General features: G+C 47.2%; 12 protein-coding genes and 1 riboswitch. Of the genes, 9 read left to right on the forward strand and 3 right to left on the reverse strand.

Translation table 11 applies throughout. The features are described from left to right. Nucleotides 1–2: 2 nt before the first annotated feature. Together GPL15_RS11005 and GPL15_RS11010 are read right to left on the reverse strand one after the other, a co-directional pair. Complete coding sequence (locus GPL15_RS11005) at nt 3–605, reverse strand: ECF transporter S component (RefSeq protein ID WP_215698724.1); 603 nt, start codon at nt 603–605, stop codon at nt 3–5. A gap of 18 nt (nt 606–623) precedes the next feature. Further along, nucleotides 624–1,253 (reverse strand): Ykof family thiamine-binding protein, encoded by a 630-nt coding sequence (locus GPL15_RS11010; RefSeq protein WP_215698725.1) that lies wholly within the window; start codon nt 1,251–1,253, stop codon nt 624–626. Nucleotides 1,254–1,309: 56 nt separating this feature from the next. Continuing rightward, nucleotides 1,310–1,406, reverse strand: a riboswitch (TPP riboswitch). A gap of 316 nt (nt 1,407–1,722) precedes the next feature. Between GPL15_RS11010 and GPL15_RS11015 the strand changes: the two genes are divergently transcribed. Together GPL15_RS11015 and GPL15_RS11020 are read left to right on the forward strand one after the other, a co-directional pair. Next, nucleotides 1,723–2,430 carry a phosphatase gene (locus GPL15_RS11015; protein ID WP_215698726.1) on the forward strand — a complete coding sequence of 236 codons (708 nt, stop codon included), beginning with the start codon at nt 1,723–1,725 and terminating at the stop codon, nt 2,428–2,430. A gap of 71 nt (nt 2,431–2,501) precedes the next feature. Then, nucleotides 2,502–4,340, forward strand: coding sequence for a diguanylate cyclase (locus GPL15_RS11020; protein WP_215698727.1), 1,839 nt, complete (start codon nt 2,502–2,504; stop codon nt 4,338–4,340). Here GPL15_RS11020 and sfsA read toward each other — a convergent pair. Then, complete coding sequence (sfsA, locus tag GPL15_RS11025) at nt 4,315–5,022, reverse strand: DNA/RNA nuclease SfsA (RefSeq protein WP_215698728.1); 708 nt, start codon at nt 5,020–5,022, stop codon at nt 4,315–4,317. The genes GPL15_RS11020 and sfsA overlap by 26 nt on opposite strands. A gap of 191 nt (nt 5,023–5,213) precedes the next feature. On the opposite strand from sfsA, the gene GPL15_RS11030 reads away from it, so the two are divergent. From GPL15_RS11030 to GPL15_RS11060, 7 genes are all read left to right on the forward strand, one after another. Next, nucleotides 5,214–6,020 (forward strand): alpha/beta hydrolase, encoded by an 807-nt coding sequence (locus tag GPL15_RS11030; RefSeq protein ID WP_215698729.1) that lies wholly within the window; start codon nt 5,214–5,216, stop codon nt 6,018–6,020. Between the two features lie 139 nt (nt 6,021–6,159). Beyond that, on the forward strand, nt 6,160–8,427 hold the full coding sequence (locus GPL15_RS11035) for an AraC family transcriptional regulator (RefSeq protein WP_215698730.1): 2,268 nt from the start codon (nt 6,160–6,162) through the stop codon (nt 8,425–8,427). A gap of 147 nt (nt 8,428–8,574) precedes the next feature. Beyond that, the gene (locus GPL15_RS11040) at nt 8,575–10,239 is read left to right on the forward strand and encodes an ABC transporter substrate-binding protein (protein WP_215698731.1); all 1,665 of its coding nucleotides are present in this window, start codon (nt 8,575–8,577) and stop codon (nt 10,237–10,239) included. Nucleotides 10,240–10,403: 164 nt separating this feature from the next. Beyond that, a complete protein-coding gene (locus tag GPL15_RS11045) occupies nt 10,404–11,327 on the forward strand; it encodes an ABC transporter permease subunit (RefSeq protein ID WP_215698732.1) in 924 nt (307 codons plus the stop codon). A gap of 11 nt (nt 11,328–11,338) precedes the next feature. Continuing rightward, nucleotides 11,339–12,220 (forward strand): carbohydrate ABC transporter permease, encoded by an 882-nt coding sequence (locus GPL15_RS11050; RefSeq protein WP_215698733.1) that lies wholly within the window; start codon nt 11,339–11,341, stop codon nt 12,218–12,220. A 32-nt stretch (nt 12,221–12,252) separates the two neighbouring features. Beyond that, a complete protein-coding gene (locus GPL15_RS11055) occupies nt 12,253–13,365 on the forward strand; it encodes a glycoside hydrolase family 88 protein (protein WP_215698734.1) in 1,113 nt (370 codons plus the stop codon). After that, a complete protein-coding gene (locus tag GPL15_RS11060; protein ID WP_215698735.1) occupies nt 13,359–15,125 on the forward strand; it encodes a hypothetical protein in 1,767 nt (588 codons plus the stop codon). Before GPL15_RS11055 ends, GPL15_RS11060 begins: the two co-directional genes overlap by 7 nt. Nucleotides 15,126–15,138 lie beyond the last annotated feature (13 nt).

Here is a 15,138-nt window from a genome sequence, read left to right on the forward strand (position 1 = left end):
CTCTATTCTTCATCCAGATCAAGTGATTTCCGTCCTAACGCATATCCCTTTAACACGCCGGCTTTAGACAGTCCGTCGCCTAAGAGCTTGCAGCCGATTCCGCAGAAGATGATGGAGCTTATCAGACGGATCACAAAGATGGAAATCACCAGTTTGGGATCTAAGGTCCAGTATGCGTAGCGCAGGCCGGTCCATAAAAAGCTGAGAACGGTGCAGAGCACGGCTGATAACATGGTGGTGGCATAGTTGAATTTTTTATATCCGAAGATTCCAAATCCAATTTCCGCACCGATTCCCTGTATGAATCCGCTGACGAAAATGATCGGCCCGTAGAAGTTGCCCATCATCACTTCCAGCAGGGCGGCCAGCATCTCGGCCACCACTCCCACACCCGGTTTTTGGATGACATAGGAGGTGAATACAGCGGCCATGAACCATACGCCGAAGACCGGCTCATTTCCAAGGATTCCATAACCGGCAGGGGTTAATAAAACGGTCAGGTACTGACCTAAATAAACGGTGCCAAGGTATACGACGCCAAAGAGCATGGCGGTAATCGCAACCATTAGAATATCTTTTAATTTCCAGGTATTTGATTGTTCCATATTTTTTCTCCGTTAAAATTATTTTGTAGGGCTGTTGACAGACAAGGTGGCTTCGAATACATAGTGGCTTATATGTTCGGCGCAGTAGGCATTCACATAATTAAAGTAGTCAAACAGTTTCTGTATGTCGCATTCCAGCACGGTTACATAGTGGGTGGAACCTGCATAGATTCCCTGATCGATGGCATAATTAACGATATGGGCGATGTGTTCCATATAGTTGGCTACACCCATGGGATAGAGGGATATTTTGCAGAGCACAGGAAAATGGATGTCTCTGGTGGCAGCGTCGTTCAACAGGGTATCGTCTTCGGCCAGATAGGATTCCGCATCCGTGTCTCCGGGACAGCCTTTGGAAAATGTAGCTTCCATGGTCATATGGACACTGGGATCATAAGCGTGTACAAAACAGGCTTTTACCGCGTCCAGCACATGAATCCGTTTTCCCCGGTACAGGGTGGAATGTTTTTCCGTATTGGCCCACACTTTGGACGTATCCACTTTTTGGATGGCGCCTAAAATGATATCGATATACCGGTCGCTCATGGGAGCCAGAGTAAAGCGGCATCCGGTGATGTCTTTGGAAGCGCCGCAGGTTCCGGCACAGCAGGAACCGTAAGTAACATGGTTTTGGGTTGTTTCAGACATAAAAAAAGACCTCCTTCGTAATTGAAAATACAAAGAGACCTGAAGGTATTATCTATGGAAAAGTATTTGTTCACTCCCTACGCTGGCATTATCCAGATCAGGTAATGGGTAAGTAAAAACTTTCTCAGCCGCACGGCACCCCAGGAATCTCAAACAATATAATAACAGACAATGAGATTGATATCAAGGGTATCTTTCAATATAGGAAATTTTTTATCATGGAAGGTCTTTCCAGTTTGTCCAAAACCGTTTATACTTAGGAAAGAAACGTTATGAAACAGAGGCGGTGTTAAAAATAATCCTGAAGGCTTATTTTTAACACCCAGATTTGTGACGGAGCCACAAATTTGAATCGCAGCTGAGAATCTGCAACTCTCAGCGCGTGCCTACGTAACGCAAAATTTACGTAACGCAAAATTTACGTAACGAAAAATTTGCACATTAAAACGCTCCGGCATGGAGGATTAAGATGAAACCATTATTTGATCTGCATACGCATACGGCAGCCAGCGGACATGCATTCGGCACGTTGAAAGAGAATATTGAAGAGGCTGCGAAGAAGGGGCTTCTGGCCATGGGGACTTCGGACCACAGCAAAAATATGCCGGGAACCTGCGGCCCCTTGTTTTTCGGCAACTATAAAGTGATCCGGGATGAGATTTTCGGAGTTCGGATTTATACGGGGATGGAAGTCAATATCATAGATTATGACGGGCGTTTGGATATGAGCAGCGGAATGCTGGGAAAGATGGATTATGTAATTGCCAGCCTGCATGTTCCCTGTATCAAGTCCGGCACCCCCAGGGAGAATACGGATGCCCTGATTGGAGCTATGAAGAATCCATATGTGAAGATCATAGGACACCCGGACGACGACCGGTATCCTCTGGAGTATGACCGGCTGACGGCGGCTGCCAGGGAGATGGACATCGTGCTGGAAATCAATAATTCCTCCCTGCGCCCTAACGCATCCCGCCAGAACGCGTCCCGGAATTTAAAAATCATGCTGGAATATGCGCGAAAGCTTGGAATCCGTGTGATCATGGGCAGCGACGCCCATATCTGGTATGATGTGGGATGCCTGGACTACAGTGAAAAGCTGCTGCAGGAACTGGATTATCCGGAAGAATTAATCCTGAATTACAACATAGACCGTTTAAAATACGTATTGAATTGAGTTGTAATCCTATGCCCTTTATATTATACTTTAACTACAAAGAGGAAAGTATGAGATGAGGGGGGATTTCTATGCTGAAAAAGTACAGATACGCAAAAGTTCCGATTGCAGTATCCATACTCTGCCTCATCATTTTCAGCGTGATTGTAGATTTATTGTTTATCCAGTATGGAAAGCGGATAGACCGGGAATTCCAGCATTTGGAGGAAGAGAACCTGACTTCCGACGCAGTCAGCCAGAGCCGGCAGGTTGAGGCCAGAATTACGGAGCTGCTGGGACGGATGAAGGCGACCGGGGATCTTCTGACTTCCACCGGCATTGATCCGGAAGGAGAGTGGTTTACAAAATATCTGGAAGATGTGAGCACACTGACGGAATACCGGATTACCTATCTGCCTATTGGACTGCTGAAAGAACAGCTTAACATGATGGGATCCAACGAAAGGGACTATGAGATTTTCAAACAGCTTGAACGGGGGGAACCGGTTCTGGCGGACCTGCGGTATTCCAACCGGCTGCAGGGGTATTACTTTGCAGTTGCCCAGCCGGTGGTGAGGGATGGAAGAACCATTGGAACACTGCGGAGTGTGATGGCGGCAGGGGTTTTAACCGACAACACAACCGATCATGTGATGCATGAGACGTTTAAGCAGTATATAGTATCCCAGGACGGCACGGTGCTCTACAGTGACAAGGAGGACGAGGTCATAGGAGAGAACCTGCTGATTGATTTAAGGGACAATGGACTTTCTGAAGAGGTGCTTGAGCAGGTTCATAAAGCGCTTCAGGGAGACTGCGATATGTCGATTAAAATCTCCATACCGGGACAGAAGGTTTTTTATATTACAACAGCGGCCATCGGGTATAAGAAATGGAATATCGTAAAGTTTTCTTATACGGATAAAGTAAACGTGACTTCCAAAGAGGTGATGAAGCACACCGTTTTCATCACCTGTATGGTGATCAGTTTGATTGTGGCCGCCTGTGCGGTGGTGTTTGGATTGATTTATTCCCATGAAAAAACGATCTTTATGGAACAGGCCAGATACAGGACCCTGGCCAGCTTTTCCGACATCATCATTTTCCAGTATAATATTAAGGAAGATTATCTGGAATTTTCGCCTAACGTATCGGAATATTTTGAAATCGGCAGCGACCATATTGAAAAGCTGAGAAAGCATGAATTAACCGTTGTTCACCCGGAGGACAGAACGCTGCTGTTTGAATATTTTCACCGGGCGAAGAAAACCGGAATGCCACAGAAATGGGAGATGCGTTTTAAGAACAGCCAGGATATGTATTTCTGGGGAGAATGCAGATGCCAGATGGTGGGGGGAAACGGCATGGGGCCCGGATTCCTGATCGGAACCATTCTGGATATCAGCGACCGCAAGAAAAGGGAACTGGATCTTCTGAATAAGGCCAACAGAGACGGCCTGACGGGAATCCTCAACAAAAAGGCGATTGAGGCTGGGGTCAACGACCTGATTAAAACACATGGGGACGGTTTCCTTTTCATGATTGATTTGGACAATTTCAAGCATGTAAATGACACTTATGGACATGGAGAAGGAGATTCCCTTCTGATTCGGATTGCCCGGATGCTTCGCAGCATATTCCGTGAACATGATCCGGTGGCCAGGGTCGGAGGAGACGAGTTCATCGCTTTTATGTCCGATACGAAAAATCAGGATATTGCCAGGCTGAAGGTGGAGATGATTTTTAGTAAATTGGATGAGATCAGCCTGGAAACCGGTTATGACGTTGCCGCAAGCATCGGCATCGCCGTCTGTCCCGCAGACGGAACCGATTTCCAAAAGTTGTATGAGGCGGCGGATCAAGCCATGTATCAGGCCAAGAAGTCAGGTAAAAATGGATATGCCTTTACCGGTCATGAGAAAGAAGATTGACCGTTACCGGGCGGTCCAGGGTCATGCTGTCTTCTGTTATCAGACAGTCATAAGCCATCACGTGTACGCCTGATTCCGACACATCCCGGAGGGCTTCTCCAAATGCGGGATGGGCAGCCATGTTGGGCTGGAATTCGTGGATACCTTTCATTTGAATAACGAATAAAACAGATGCCGCATAGCCTTCCTGTGCGGCATGTTTTAATTCCAGAAGGTGTTTGATTCCACGTTCTGTAGGAGCGTCTGGAAATCTGGCTATGCCGTTTTCTTCTAAAGTCACTCCCTTCACCTCCATAAAAGCCGGCCGGCCGTTTCTTGTATAGGCCAGATCAAAACGGGAGCTTTGAAAGGTCACTTCCCGGCGCAGGTCTGAGATGCTGGGGGCAGCGGACAGCCATTCAAAGGCTGCCTGGTTCGGGGCCTGGGAATCCATGTTGATTAAAAGCTCCCCCCGGGAAGTTGCTTTTTTGACCCCGATCAGGGAATATTCTGTTTTTCTTCCCAAAGCGGCGGCATCGGGATGATGCTGCAAAAAAACCTGTGCTCCGGGGAGGAGGAGTTCCCGGCAGCGGCCGGTATTTTTTACATGGCAGATGATTTCTTTTCCATCTGCCGCGACGCGGGCGAGAAAGCGGTTTGGCCTTTCTAAAAAGGTCCCCCGCAGGATGTGTTCGTATTTCATATATGCCTCGATTCTGCCTGAAAGGAACGCCGGTGAACAAGTCCGATCCTTTAAACCGGTGATTGAACGTTGGTGCGGACTTGTAATCAGGGGCATTCCGGGCAATTTATTTTAAATTTGTAACTGGAATCATTACCAGTATAGCAGATTTTCCATATAATAATATAATGAAAAATTCAAAGCAGGTATTTATGTTTTATATTAATTCGACAGATGGAGTGAAAATAGCAGTTTACGATTATAACCCGTGCGGTAATAAAACCGTATTTCTGGTTCATGGATGGCCGTTATCCCATAAGATATACGAATATCAGATCGGGCCGCTGGTGGAATGCGGATACAGGGTTGTGGCAGTCGATTTGAGGGGATTTGGCATGTCGGATACGCCGGCCTGCGGATACTGTTATGATCAGATGGCGGACGATATCTACCAGGTGGTGACATCGATGAAATTATCCTGCTTTACCCTTGTGGGTTTTTCCATGGGCGGAGCCATTGTCCTCAGGTATATGAGGCGGCACTGCGGTCATGGCGTTAAAAAGCTGGTTCTGCTGGCAGCGGCTGCTCCGGTCTGGACCCAGCGTCAGGGATTTCCCTATGGGCTCACTGTAGATTATGTAAATCAATTGATCTGCCAGGCGTCCACGGACCGGCCTCAGCTGGCTTATGATTTCAGCCATAAACAGTTGTTTGACAGCCCGCATGGGGAAGCTGTTAAAAACTGGTTTGAGGATATCGCTCTGTCCGCATCCGGGCTTGGAACCGTGAAAAGCGCTTATGCCCTGCGGGATGAGGACGGCAGGGCGGATTTAAACTGCGTGAAGGTTCCTACGGTGATCATACATGGGGAAAAGGATCAGGTGGTGTCCAATGACCTGGCGATGATCCAGCACCGGTATATTAAGAATTCCAGGCTGTACCAGCTGGAACATTCGGGGCATGGGATCATGTATGATGAGCTGGAGCGGTTCAATCAGATTTTTTTGAATTCGCTGTAGGAATCTACTCCAGGGTTGACAAAGAGAATCAATCTATCATATGATTGAATGGTAGAAGCCGTCACCGGACGCAGCTGATGCGAGCTGTTTTTCGGTGACGTTTTCTTGTCAGGATAATGAACGATTGGGGAGGCCGGGGATGCAGAAAAAGTCGAAAGTATATGTCAGAATGCTTTTATCATATCTTGGAATTCTGTTGATTCCAATACTGCTTGGTTTTTTAATCTACATAGTCACATTAAATGTGATAAAGGGCCAGTCAGCCAGGATGAATGATAATATGCTTGAAATGGTGCAGCGGGAGATTGACCAGAAAATTGAGGAAATCAACAAGATTTCCAGCCGTCTGGCCATGGATATGAAGGTTCAGAAAGCTTCGAGGGTTAAAAATAAGTTCGATACCTCAGATCAGATCATGCTTTACGATATTTTTAAAGATCTGAGCAATCTGGGCGTGTCTGAGAACTTCATCAGCGATGTGTTTATCTATTTTAAAAATACAAAGCTGATTTCCAGCATACAGGGGAATATGTCTGCGGATTTGTATTACCGCCTGTACTATGAAAGTGAAGGCTATCCGCTGGAAGCGTTTGAAGATTATGTGGGACAAGTCCATTATGCGGACAACCTGGTGATTCAGAAGAAAAATGGGGATAAGATCCTATTGTTCACCATGAGCGATCTGGGCATGGATATCAGGGATGCGTCGGCAACCGTATGTATTGCCGTCAATTTTTCAGAGATTGAAAAGATTTTGAGTTCCATGGAATGGAATGACCAGATGGATATTTTCATGATCAATGATAAGGACGAAATCATCGGGAATATGGCAGGAGAACCTGGAAAAGCATTCCGGTATGAAGATTTATCCGTTGTGGCGGGAACCGGGAAACAGGTGATCGGTAATGAACGGATCCTTTCTGTGCGCCAGTCTGAATCCACGGGATGGAAATACGTTACCATAATCCCGGTTTCAGCGCTGGAAAAGGATATTCAGGACGTAAAACAGATTGCGATTCTCGGATTATTCGGCTGCCTGGTTGTGGGATTTTTCATTTCCCATTATCTCACGAAGAAGAATTATAATCCGATCCGGTCCATTATGGAGGTGTTCCGCAGATACAGCAATGACGACATCAAAGATGGGGAGAATGAGTACCAGTGGCTGAATGACCAGGTGAACCGGTTCTTTAAGGATCAGGTGGATTCTAAAAGGCTGCTCCGCCATAACCAGAAGAACCTGAAGGAATATTATCTGTCCCAGCTTCTGCAATATGAATATGACGGGAAATTAGAGAACCTGAACATGTATGGGATCCGTCTGCCGGAAGCGTTTAACCAGGTGATTTTACTGGAGTTTAAGAGCAGCAGGGCTGTGGAGACAAGGAACTATGAGGCATGTGCCCAGGAAAATGCCCTGCGTAAATTCATTTTGAAAAATATACTGGAAGAAACGCTGCTGAACTATTTCCAGGTGGAACTGGTGGAGCTGGGAGAGAATGTGGCGGTGATTGTCAACAGGCCGGAATATGATGAAAATCATGCCGTCCTGAGGGAAAATATAGAAAATGTCCAGCAGATTACCCAGGATCAGTTCGGTTTTTCCTTCTGCGCCCTTTTAGGGCCGGTCTGCCAGGGCCTGGGCGGTGTTCACGCTTCCTGGCAGCAGGCGCTGGAACTGGAAAGCTACATCAATCTTCTGGATACGGATTTAGTCAGCTTCGATGAAGTCAAGGATATACAGCCCCAGTACCGGTATTCCGTAGAAGCGGAACAGAGGATTATCAATGCCATTAAGGCAGGGGATGAACAGTCGGCCAAGAAACAGATGGATTTGGTATTTCAGGAGAATTTTAACGGAAAAGTATCCACCAGCGTCTGCAGGTGCCTGATCTTTGATATGATCGGAACTTTATTAAAAGGGGCCAGCGCAGGAGGATATCTGAACGCGGCGGGGGATTTGGATTTTAACAGGGGATTCAGCGTAAAACAGCCGGTTCCGGAATTAAAACAGCATTTTTATGAAGCTGTGGACCTGATCTGTGAAAAGATTGCGGAAGAAAAGAAAAAGATGGATGGGGATAATTCTTTCAGCCAGAAGGTGGAAGCCTATATCCGGGAGAATTACAGCAATCCTGATCTGAACATATCCATAACCAGCCAGCAGTTTAAAATGACTCCGGCGTATCTGTCGTCAATTTATAAAAAACAGACCGGGAAAAGCCTTCTGGATTATATTAACTCGGTCAGAATTGAGCAGGCGGAGCAGTTATTGAAGGAAGGATACAGCGTGATCGAGGCGGGTCAGATGTCCGGGTTTGGGGACAGCGGCACATTTATCCGCGTTTTTAAGAAGAAAAAAGGGGTTACACCGGGCCAGTTAAAGAAACAAATCACCAATTTTTAAAGTTTTGCCTATTGATTTTAGAAAATGCAAACTGCATGTTGAATTTTTGCCCATGCAGTTTGCATTTTTTCTATATATTTTTAATTCGTCATGGGATATTCTGGAAACACGAAGCAAATCAAAATGTTTAAGGAGGAGTAAGTGATAATGAAGAAAAGATGGTTATCATTATTCGTGGCGGCAGCAACTGTTATGACAACAGTTTCCGGCTGCGGCGGAGGCGCGAAAGAAGAAACGAAAGCGCCGGCAGCGGCTTCACAGGAAGCCTCAAAAGAGACAACGACAGGTGCAGCTGGGGAGACACAGGCAGCAGCAGAGTTTTCCTATCCTATGGCGGCAGGAGACAAGCTGACCTATTGGGCGGAACTTCAGGGAACTGTGAGCCCTAACTATTCAAACCTTGGAGAGACGCCGTTTGCAAAAGCGTGGATGAGCGCCACCGGAGTGGAGATTGAATTCATGCATCCGCCGGCAGGCCAGCAGAAGGAGCAGTTCAGTTTGATACTGGCTGACGGAAGCCTTCCTGATGTGATGGAATATAACTGGATCAATGATTATCCGGGCGGCCCGGAAAAGGCGATTAAGGATGGAATTATCATTCCGTTAAACGACGTATTTGAGCAGTACTGCCCGAATATTACAAAATATCTGGCTGAAAACCCTGATATTGATAAGATGATAAAAACGGATGAAGGACATTATTATGTATTCCCGTTCATCCGCGGAGACGCCAAACTGTGCAACACCATCGGACCGATGCTGAGAAAAGACTGGCTGGACGAACTGAACCTGGAAGTTCCCACCACCATTGATGAATGGCATGATGTGTTAACCGCGTTTAAAGCGGAAAAGGGTTCCACAGCTCCATGGTGTCCGGAATACACAAGAAATGATTTCAAGGACAATGATCCATTTGCCTATGCCTATAACACCTGCAGAAGCTTTTATGTGGGAGATGACGGAAAGATCTATTTCGGTGCGGTGGAAGAAAATTATAAAGAGTATTTAAAAACAATGGCACAGTGGTATGCGGAAGGGCTCATTGACCCTGATCTGGCAACTCTGCAGTTTGACCAGGTAAATGCCAAGATGACAAACGGAACGGCAGGAGCCTCTTTAGGGTTTGCCGGAAGCCGTATGGGCGCCTGGATCAATGCGGGCGTTACATCTGAACCGGACTATATGCTGGTAGCTGCTCCTTATCCGACATTGGAAAAAGGCGCCCAGCCTGAATTCGGACAGATCGACAACCAGTATACAGGACCTGCCAGCGTTGCCATCACAACCTCCTGCAAAGATGTGGAGCGTGCGGCAAGACTGCTGGATTATGCTTATGGTGAGGATGGACATTTCCTGTTCAACTTCGGCGTGGAAGGCGAATCCTATACAATGGTGGACGGAAATCCGGTTTATACGGACTGGATCTTAAAGAACCCTGACGGATGGCCTGTTTCACAGGCGATGAGCGCTTATATCCGCGGCAACTACAACGGACCTTTTGTTCAGGATCTCCGTTACCTGACACAGTATTACACCATCGATGCCCAGAAGGAAACTCCGAATGTATGGGGCGCGACCAACGCGAAAAAGCATAAAGTTCCGCCGATCACTCCAACTTCTGAGGAAAGTAAAGAATACTCGACCATTATGAACGAGATCAATACTTACCGGGATGAAATGGCGCTGAAATTTATCTTTGGCACTGAAAGCTTAGATAAATTTGATGAGTATGTAAAGAATATTGAAAATATGGGATTGAGCCGCGCTCTGGAAATTCAGAATGCAGCGTTAGACCGCTACAATGCCCGTTAGATAAAACTGCCGGTTTCCTCATAAAAACCTATCTGCTGTGTGTGCACGGATAATGTGGAAACCGGCCTTTTTAGCAACAATTCAGACGGCGGGGAAATTGATAAAGTAAGCAGAATCAAGCCCGCTTGTTTTATCCCATTAAATAGAAATGCTTGGAGGTCGCTATGAATCAAAAAAAGGATTTTATGAGCCGGGCCAGGAGAGACTGGCAGAGAAACCGCGCTCTGTATGCCATTGTCATACCCGTTCTTTTATTTTATATTCTGTTCCATTATAAGCCCATGTATGGGGCGATCATTGCGTTTAAAGACTACACTCCGGCCCTTGGAGTGGAAAAAAGCCCATGGGTGGGATTCGACAATTTCATCCGTTTCTTTAACAGCGTATATTTTGTGCGCCTGATTAAAAATACGATCCTGCTGAGTTTTTATAACCTGTTATTCGGATTTCCGGCGCCGATTATCCTGGCGCTTCTGCTGAATGAGGTGAGGGGAAAGAAATTTAAGAGCCTTACCCAGACCATCACCTATCTGCCTCATTTTATTTCCATGATCGTGGTTACGGGAATGCTGACCAATTTCTGTATGACCAGCGGATTGTTCAATGACATCATCGTGATGTTTGGAGGGGAAAGAAGCCCGCTTCTGCAGAATCCCAAACTGTACCGGACCATCTATGTGGCGTCCAGTATCTGGCAGGAGGTGGGCTGGGGCTCCATCATCTATCTGTCGGCCCTGGCAGGCGTGGACAGCCAGCTTTATGAAGCCGCACAGATCGACGGGGCGGGAAAATGGAAACAGATGATCAATGTCACCCTTCCGGCCATCACTCCCACCATTATCATCATGCTCATTTTAAAGATCGGTTCTTTGATGAATATGGGATATGAAAAGACAATTCTGTTATATAATCCGTCCACCTATGAGACGGCCGATATCATTTCTTCTTATATATACAGAATCGGCCTTTTGGAGCAGGATTGGAGTTATTCTACGGCAATCGGCCTTTTTAACTCGGTAATTAACTTTGCGCTGCTTATTTTGGCGAATAAGATATCCAAGCGCTACAGCGAAACAAGTCTTTGGTAGGAGGAGCGGAAATGAAAGTAAAAAGATCAAAAGGTGAACGGATATTTTCCGTATTCAATTACATCATTCTGACCGTTATCATCATCCTCTGTTTTTATCCGGTCTGGTATGTGGCTATGGCGTCTTTCAGCAACAGCAATCTTTTAACCCAGCACACCGGGCTTTTGATGAAGCCGCTGGGAATGAGCTTTGAGGCCTATAAAAAAGTGTTCAATAACCCCATGATCCTCAAAGGATATGGAAATACCCTGTTCATATTGATTGTGGGCGTAACCCTGGATCTGATCATGACTTCCCTGGGAGCCTATTTCCTTTCCAGGAAAAATGTGATGTTTAAAAAGGCGATTATGCTGCTGATCATTTTCACCATGTTTTTCAGCGGCGGTATGATCCCATTTTATCTGAATATGAAGGATCTTCATTTAACCAACAGCCTGTGGGGACTGATCATTCCTTTCCTCATTAATACATATAATCTGGTTATTTTAAGGACTTCGTTTGAAAGTATTCCGGAAAGCCTGATTGAAGCGGCTAAAATAGACGGGGCAGGACATTTGAAAATCCTGGCCAGTATTGTGGTTCCGCTTTCGAAGGCCATGCTGGCCGTCATGGTCCTTTATTATGGCGTTGGTATCTGGAATGCCTGGTTCTGGGCGTCGGCCACCATCCGTACCAGGGAAATGTATCCGCTGCAGGTTATTTTAAGGGAGATTCTGATGCAGAATGATGTCTCTTCCATGACAACCGGCGTGGGAATGATCGATCAGGAATCGGTGGGAATGTCGATTAAATATGCGACGATTATGGTTGCCACGGTTCCGATTTTATGTGTTTATCCGTTTTTACAGAAATATTTTACACAGGGGACTATGATTGGAGCGGTGAAAGAGTAGCCGCCAGAACTGTTATAATAGGAGATTGAAAAATGGAATTGAGAGTTCAGGAAATAATTGGTAAAATAGATAAAAAGCTTTTAGCGGAATGCGCCAGGCTGGACGGCAGAATCCCTTATATGGCAAAAGAGGGCAGGTATCTGGAGGACATGAGGGAGAACAAGCTCTCCTGGTGGACCAATGGATTTTTTGCAGGGATGAACTGGCAGATGTATCAGTGTACGGGCAATCCCCTGTATATGGAAACAGCCAGAAAGACGGAAATGGAACTGGACGAGGCGCTGCGCCGTTATGTGGGACTGCATCACGACGTGGGATTCCAGTTTCTGCATACCGCGGTTGCGGATTACCGCCTGACCGGGAATGAGGAATCCAGGGTGAGGGGCCTCCATGCGGCCAATCTGATGGCAGGGCGTTTTAACCCGGCCGGAAATTTTATCCGCGCATGGAACGGAACTAAGACGGGATGGATGATCGTCGACTGTCTGATGAATATCCCGCTGTTATATTGGGCGGCTAAAGAGGAAGACGACCCCAGATATTCCGACATCGCGGACCGGCATGCCCATACGGCATTGGAATCCCTGCAGCGGAAGGACGGCTCCTGCAATCACATCGCAGTATTTGACCCTGTAAACGGAGAACTTCTGGAACATCCCGGCGGGCAGGGCTATGGGGAAGGTTCTTCCTGGTCCAGAGGCCAGGCATGGGCCGTCTATGGTCTGGCTCTGGCCTACCTGCATACGAAAAAAGAGGAGTATCTGGACGGGGCGAAAAGAGCGGCCCACTATTTTATCTCCAATGCGGCCCTGACCGGTTATGTGTCACTGGTGGATTTCAGGGCGCCCAAAGAGCCTGTTTACTGGGATACCTCAGCTACGGCCTGCGCGGCCTGCGGACTGCTTCAGATCGCGGAGATGGTTCCGGAACTGGAAAAGCCTCTTTACTATGAAAGCGCGGTAAGAATGCTGGCGGCCCTGGATGCAGGACACTGTGACTGGGATCCGTCAAATGATGGAATTTTGTTAAATGGAACGGGAACTTACGGAAAGCTGGAGGATACCCATGTCTCATTGATCTATGGGGATTATTTCTTTGTGGAGGGGATTTTGCGGCTGGCCGGCAAAGGATTTATGATATGGTAAAAGATGAGTATTTTGAACTGTTGAAAACCTGGTGTGACGGCCTTTTAAGGCATCAGCTTGATATGCCGGGGCAGAAACGCTTTGACGGGGCCCTGTTATGTCCGGCCTGTACCGTGATCCACGGCAGATGCCATGACGCCGTATATCCGCTTTTATATATGGCGGACGCCACCGGTGAAATGAAGTATAAGGAAGCGGCGCTCCGTCTGTTCGACTGGGGCGAAAACATGGTCTGTGATGACGGCAGCTTTTATAATGACGCCCAAAGTGAATGGAATGGAATCACTGTGTTCGGGGTGATCAGTATTTGTGATTCCCTGAGAGAGCATGGGCATTTATTGGATGAGGATGCGAAAAAAAGGTTTGAGGAGAGGATGCGCCGGGGGGCGGAATGGATTTACCGGGTTTTGACCCCTGATTATGTGACGAATATTAACTATAATGGTACGGCTGCCGCGGCCATGGCTCTGACGGGTGATTATTTCAATATTCCTGAATATTTAAAACGGGCAAGGGAACTGGCAAAGCTGTGTATGGATCATATTACGGAGGACGGGCTTTTATATGGGGAAGGAATGCCCAGGGAAGAGATAACGAAAAGGGGCTGCCGTCCTGTGGATATCGGATATAATGTGGAAGAAACAGCCCCGTCCCTGCTGATCTGTGCCAGGGTCTTGAAGGATGCCGAACTGCTTGAAAAGGTGAGGAAGCTGCTGGAATGCCAGCTTGAATTCATGCTGCCTGACGGGGCGTGGGACAACAGCTTTGGAAGCAGGAACTTCAAATGGACTTATTGGGGCAGCAGGACCTCGGACGGCTGCCAGACGGCTTATGGAACCTGGGGCGGGGAAGAGCCTGTTTTTCAGGAAGCGGCTCTTAGAAATTTGAACCTGTACCGGGCCTGTACCCATGACGGGCTGTTATACGGGGGACCGGATTATTGGAGCCATGGGGAAGAGCCTTGTATCCATCATACCTTCTGCCATGCGAAAGCGTTGGCGGCGGTGCTGGATTGCGGAGGGATGGATAGGATCAGGGTGAAACTGCCGATTGAAAGTGGGAATAGGGTCAGATATTTTCCGACAATCGATACCTACAAAATATCATTTGGCGGTTTTTTATCCACATTAACAGGCTATGATTTCGAATACATGAAAGGGGGCCATGCCTCCGGCGGCTGTGTGACCTTGTTATGGCATGAAAAAACCGGGCCTGTTCTGGTATCTTCCATGACGGCCTACAGCCTGAAAGAAGCCCATAATATGCAGCTGAGCGTTAAAAAATCGGAGCACCGGCCCCTTACCATGCGGGTGGAGACGGAGATGGATGAAAAGGTATATTCCCAATTTTTTGACTATGGATCAGAGATACAGGTGAAGCAGGCAGAGGATGAGGTTTATGCTGAGGTAAAGGCGGAGCTGGTGGATATCGGCCGCAAATCCCTGAAATCCCCGGTTTACTGCCGGATGATTTATACATGGAACAAAGATGGCTTCCAGGCAGAAGGATGGATCGAAGGAGATCAGGAGAGAAGAGCGTCTTTGATCATTCCGGTCATCGGCCGTCATGGAGACGGGTACGGGATGGACGGAAACCGGGTAACGATAAAAAGAAATGGCGGTACAGTGGAGATAGAATCAGAACATGGGTTAAAACAGCCGGCACCGGTATTTTTTCTGGCCGGTGGATTTGAAGCCTGGGAACTTGTGGCAGCTCCGGACCGGCAGGGGCATTTCCGGGTAATGATTAAAGTGTTATAGCATAGGCATTTTT

Origin of the sequence: Clostridium sp. MCC353 (assembly GCF_018785315.1) — a bacterium.
In the GTDB taxonomy this organism is placed as follows: Bacteria; Bacillota; Clostridia; order Lachnospirales; family Lachnospiraceae; genus CHH4-2.

What these genes read in the sequence shown, in the direction of transcription:
- GPL15_RS11005 (WP_215698724.1), bottom strand. Translation starts at nt 605, where the DNA reads ATGGAACAATCAAATACCTGGAAATTAAAAGATATTCTAATGGTTGCG.
- GPL15_RS11010 (WP_215698725.1), bottom strand. Translation starts at nt 1,253, where the DNA reads ATGTCTGAAACAACCCAAAACCATGTTACTTACGGTTCCTGCTGTGCC.
- GPL15_RS11015 (WP_215698726.1), top strand. Translation starts at nt 1,723, where the DNA reads ATGAAACCATTATTTGATCTGCATACGCATACGGCAGCCAGCGGACAT.
- GPL15_RS11020 (WP_215698727.1), top strand. Translation starts at nt 2,502, where the DNA reads ATGCTGAAAAAGTACAGATACGCAAAAGTTCCGATTGCAGTATCCATA.
- sfsA (WP_215698728.1), bottom strand. Translation starts at nt 5,022, where the DNA reads ATGAAATACGAACACATCCTGCGGGGGACCTTTTTAGAAAGGCCAAAC.
- GPL15_RS11030 (WP_215698729.1), top strand. Translation starts at nt 5,214, where the DNA reads ATGTTTTATATTAATTCGACAGATGGAGTGAAAATAGCAGTTTACGAT.
- GPL15_RS11035 (WP_215698730.1), top strand. Translation starts at nt 6,160, where the DNA reads ATGCAGAAAAAGTCGAAAGTATATGTCAGAATGCTTTTATCATATCTT.
- GPL15_RS11040 (WP_215698731.1), top strand. Translation starts at nt 8,575, where the DNA reads ATGAAGAAAAGATGGTTATCATTATTCGTGGCGGCAGCAACTGTTATG.
- GPL15_RS11045 (WP_215698732.1), top strand. Translation starts at nt 10,404, where the DNA reads ATGAATCAAAAAAAGGATTTTATGAGCCGGGCCAGGAGAGACTGGCAG.
- GPL15_RS11050 (WP_215698733.1), top strand. Translation starts at nt 11,339, where the DNA reads ATGAAAGTAAAAAGATCAAAAGGTGAACGGATATTTTCCGTATTCAAT.
- GPL15_RS11055 (WP_215698734.1), top strand. Translation starts at nt 12,253, where the DNA reads ATGGAATTGAGAGTTCAGGAAATAATTGGTAAAATAGATAAAAAGCTT.
- GPL15_RS11060 (WP_215698735.1), top strand. Translation starts at nt 13,359, where the DNA reads ATGGTAAAAGATGAGTATTTTGAACTGTTGAAAACCTGGTGTGACGGC.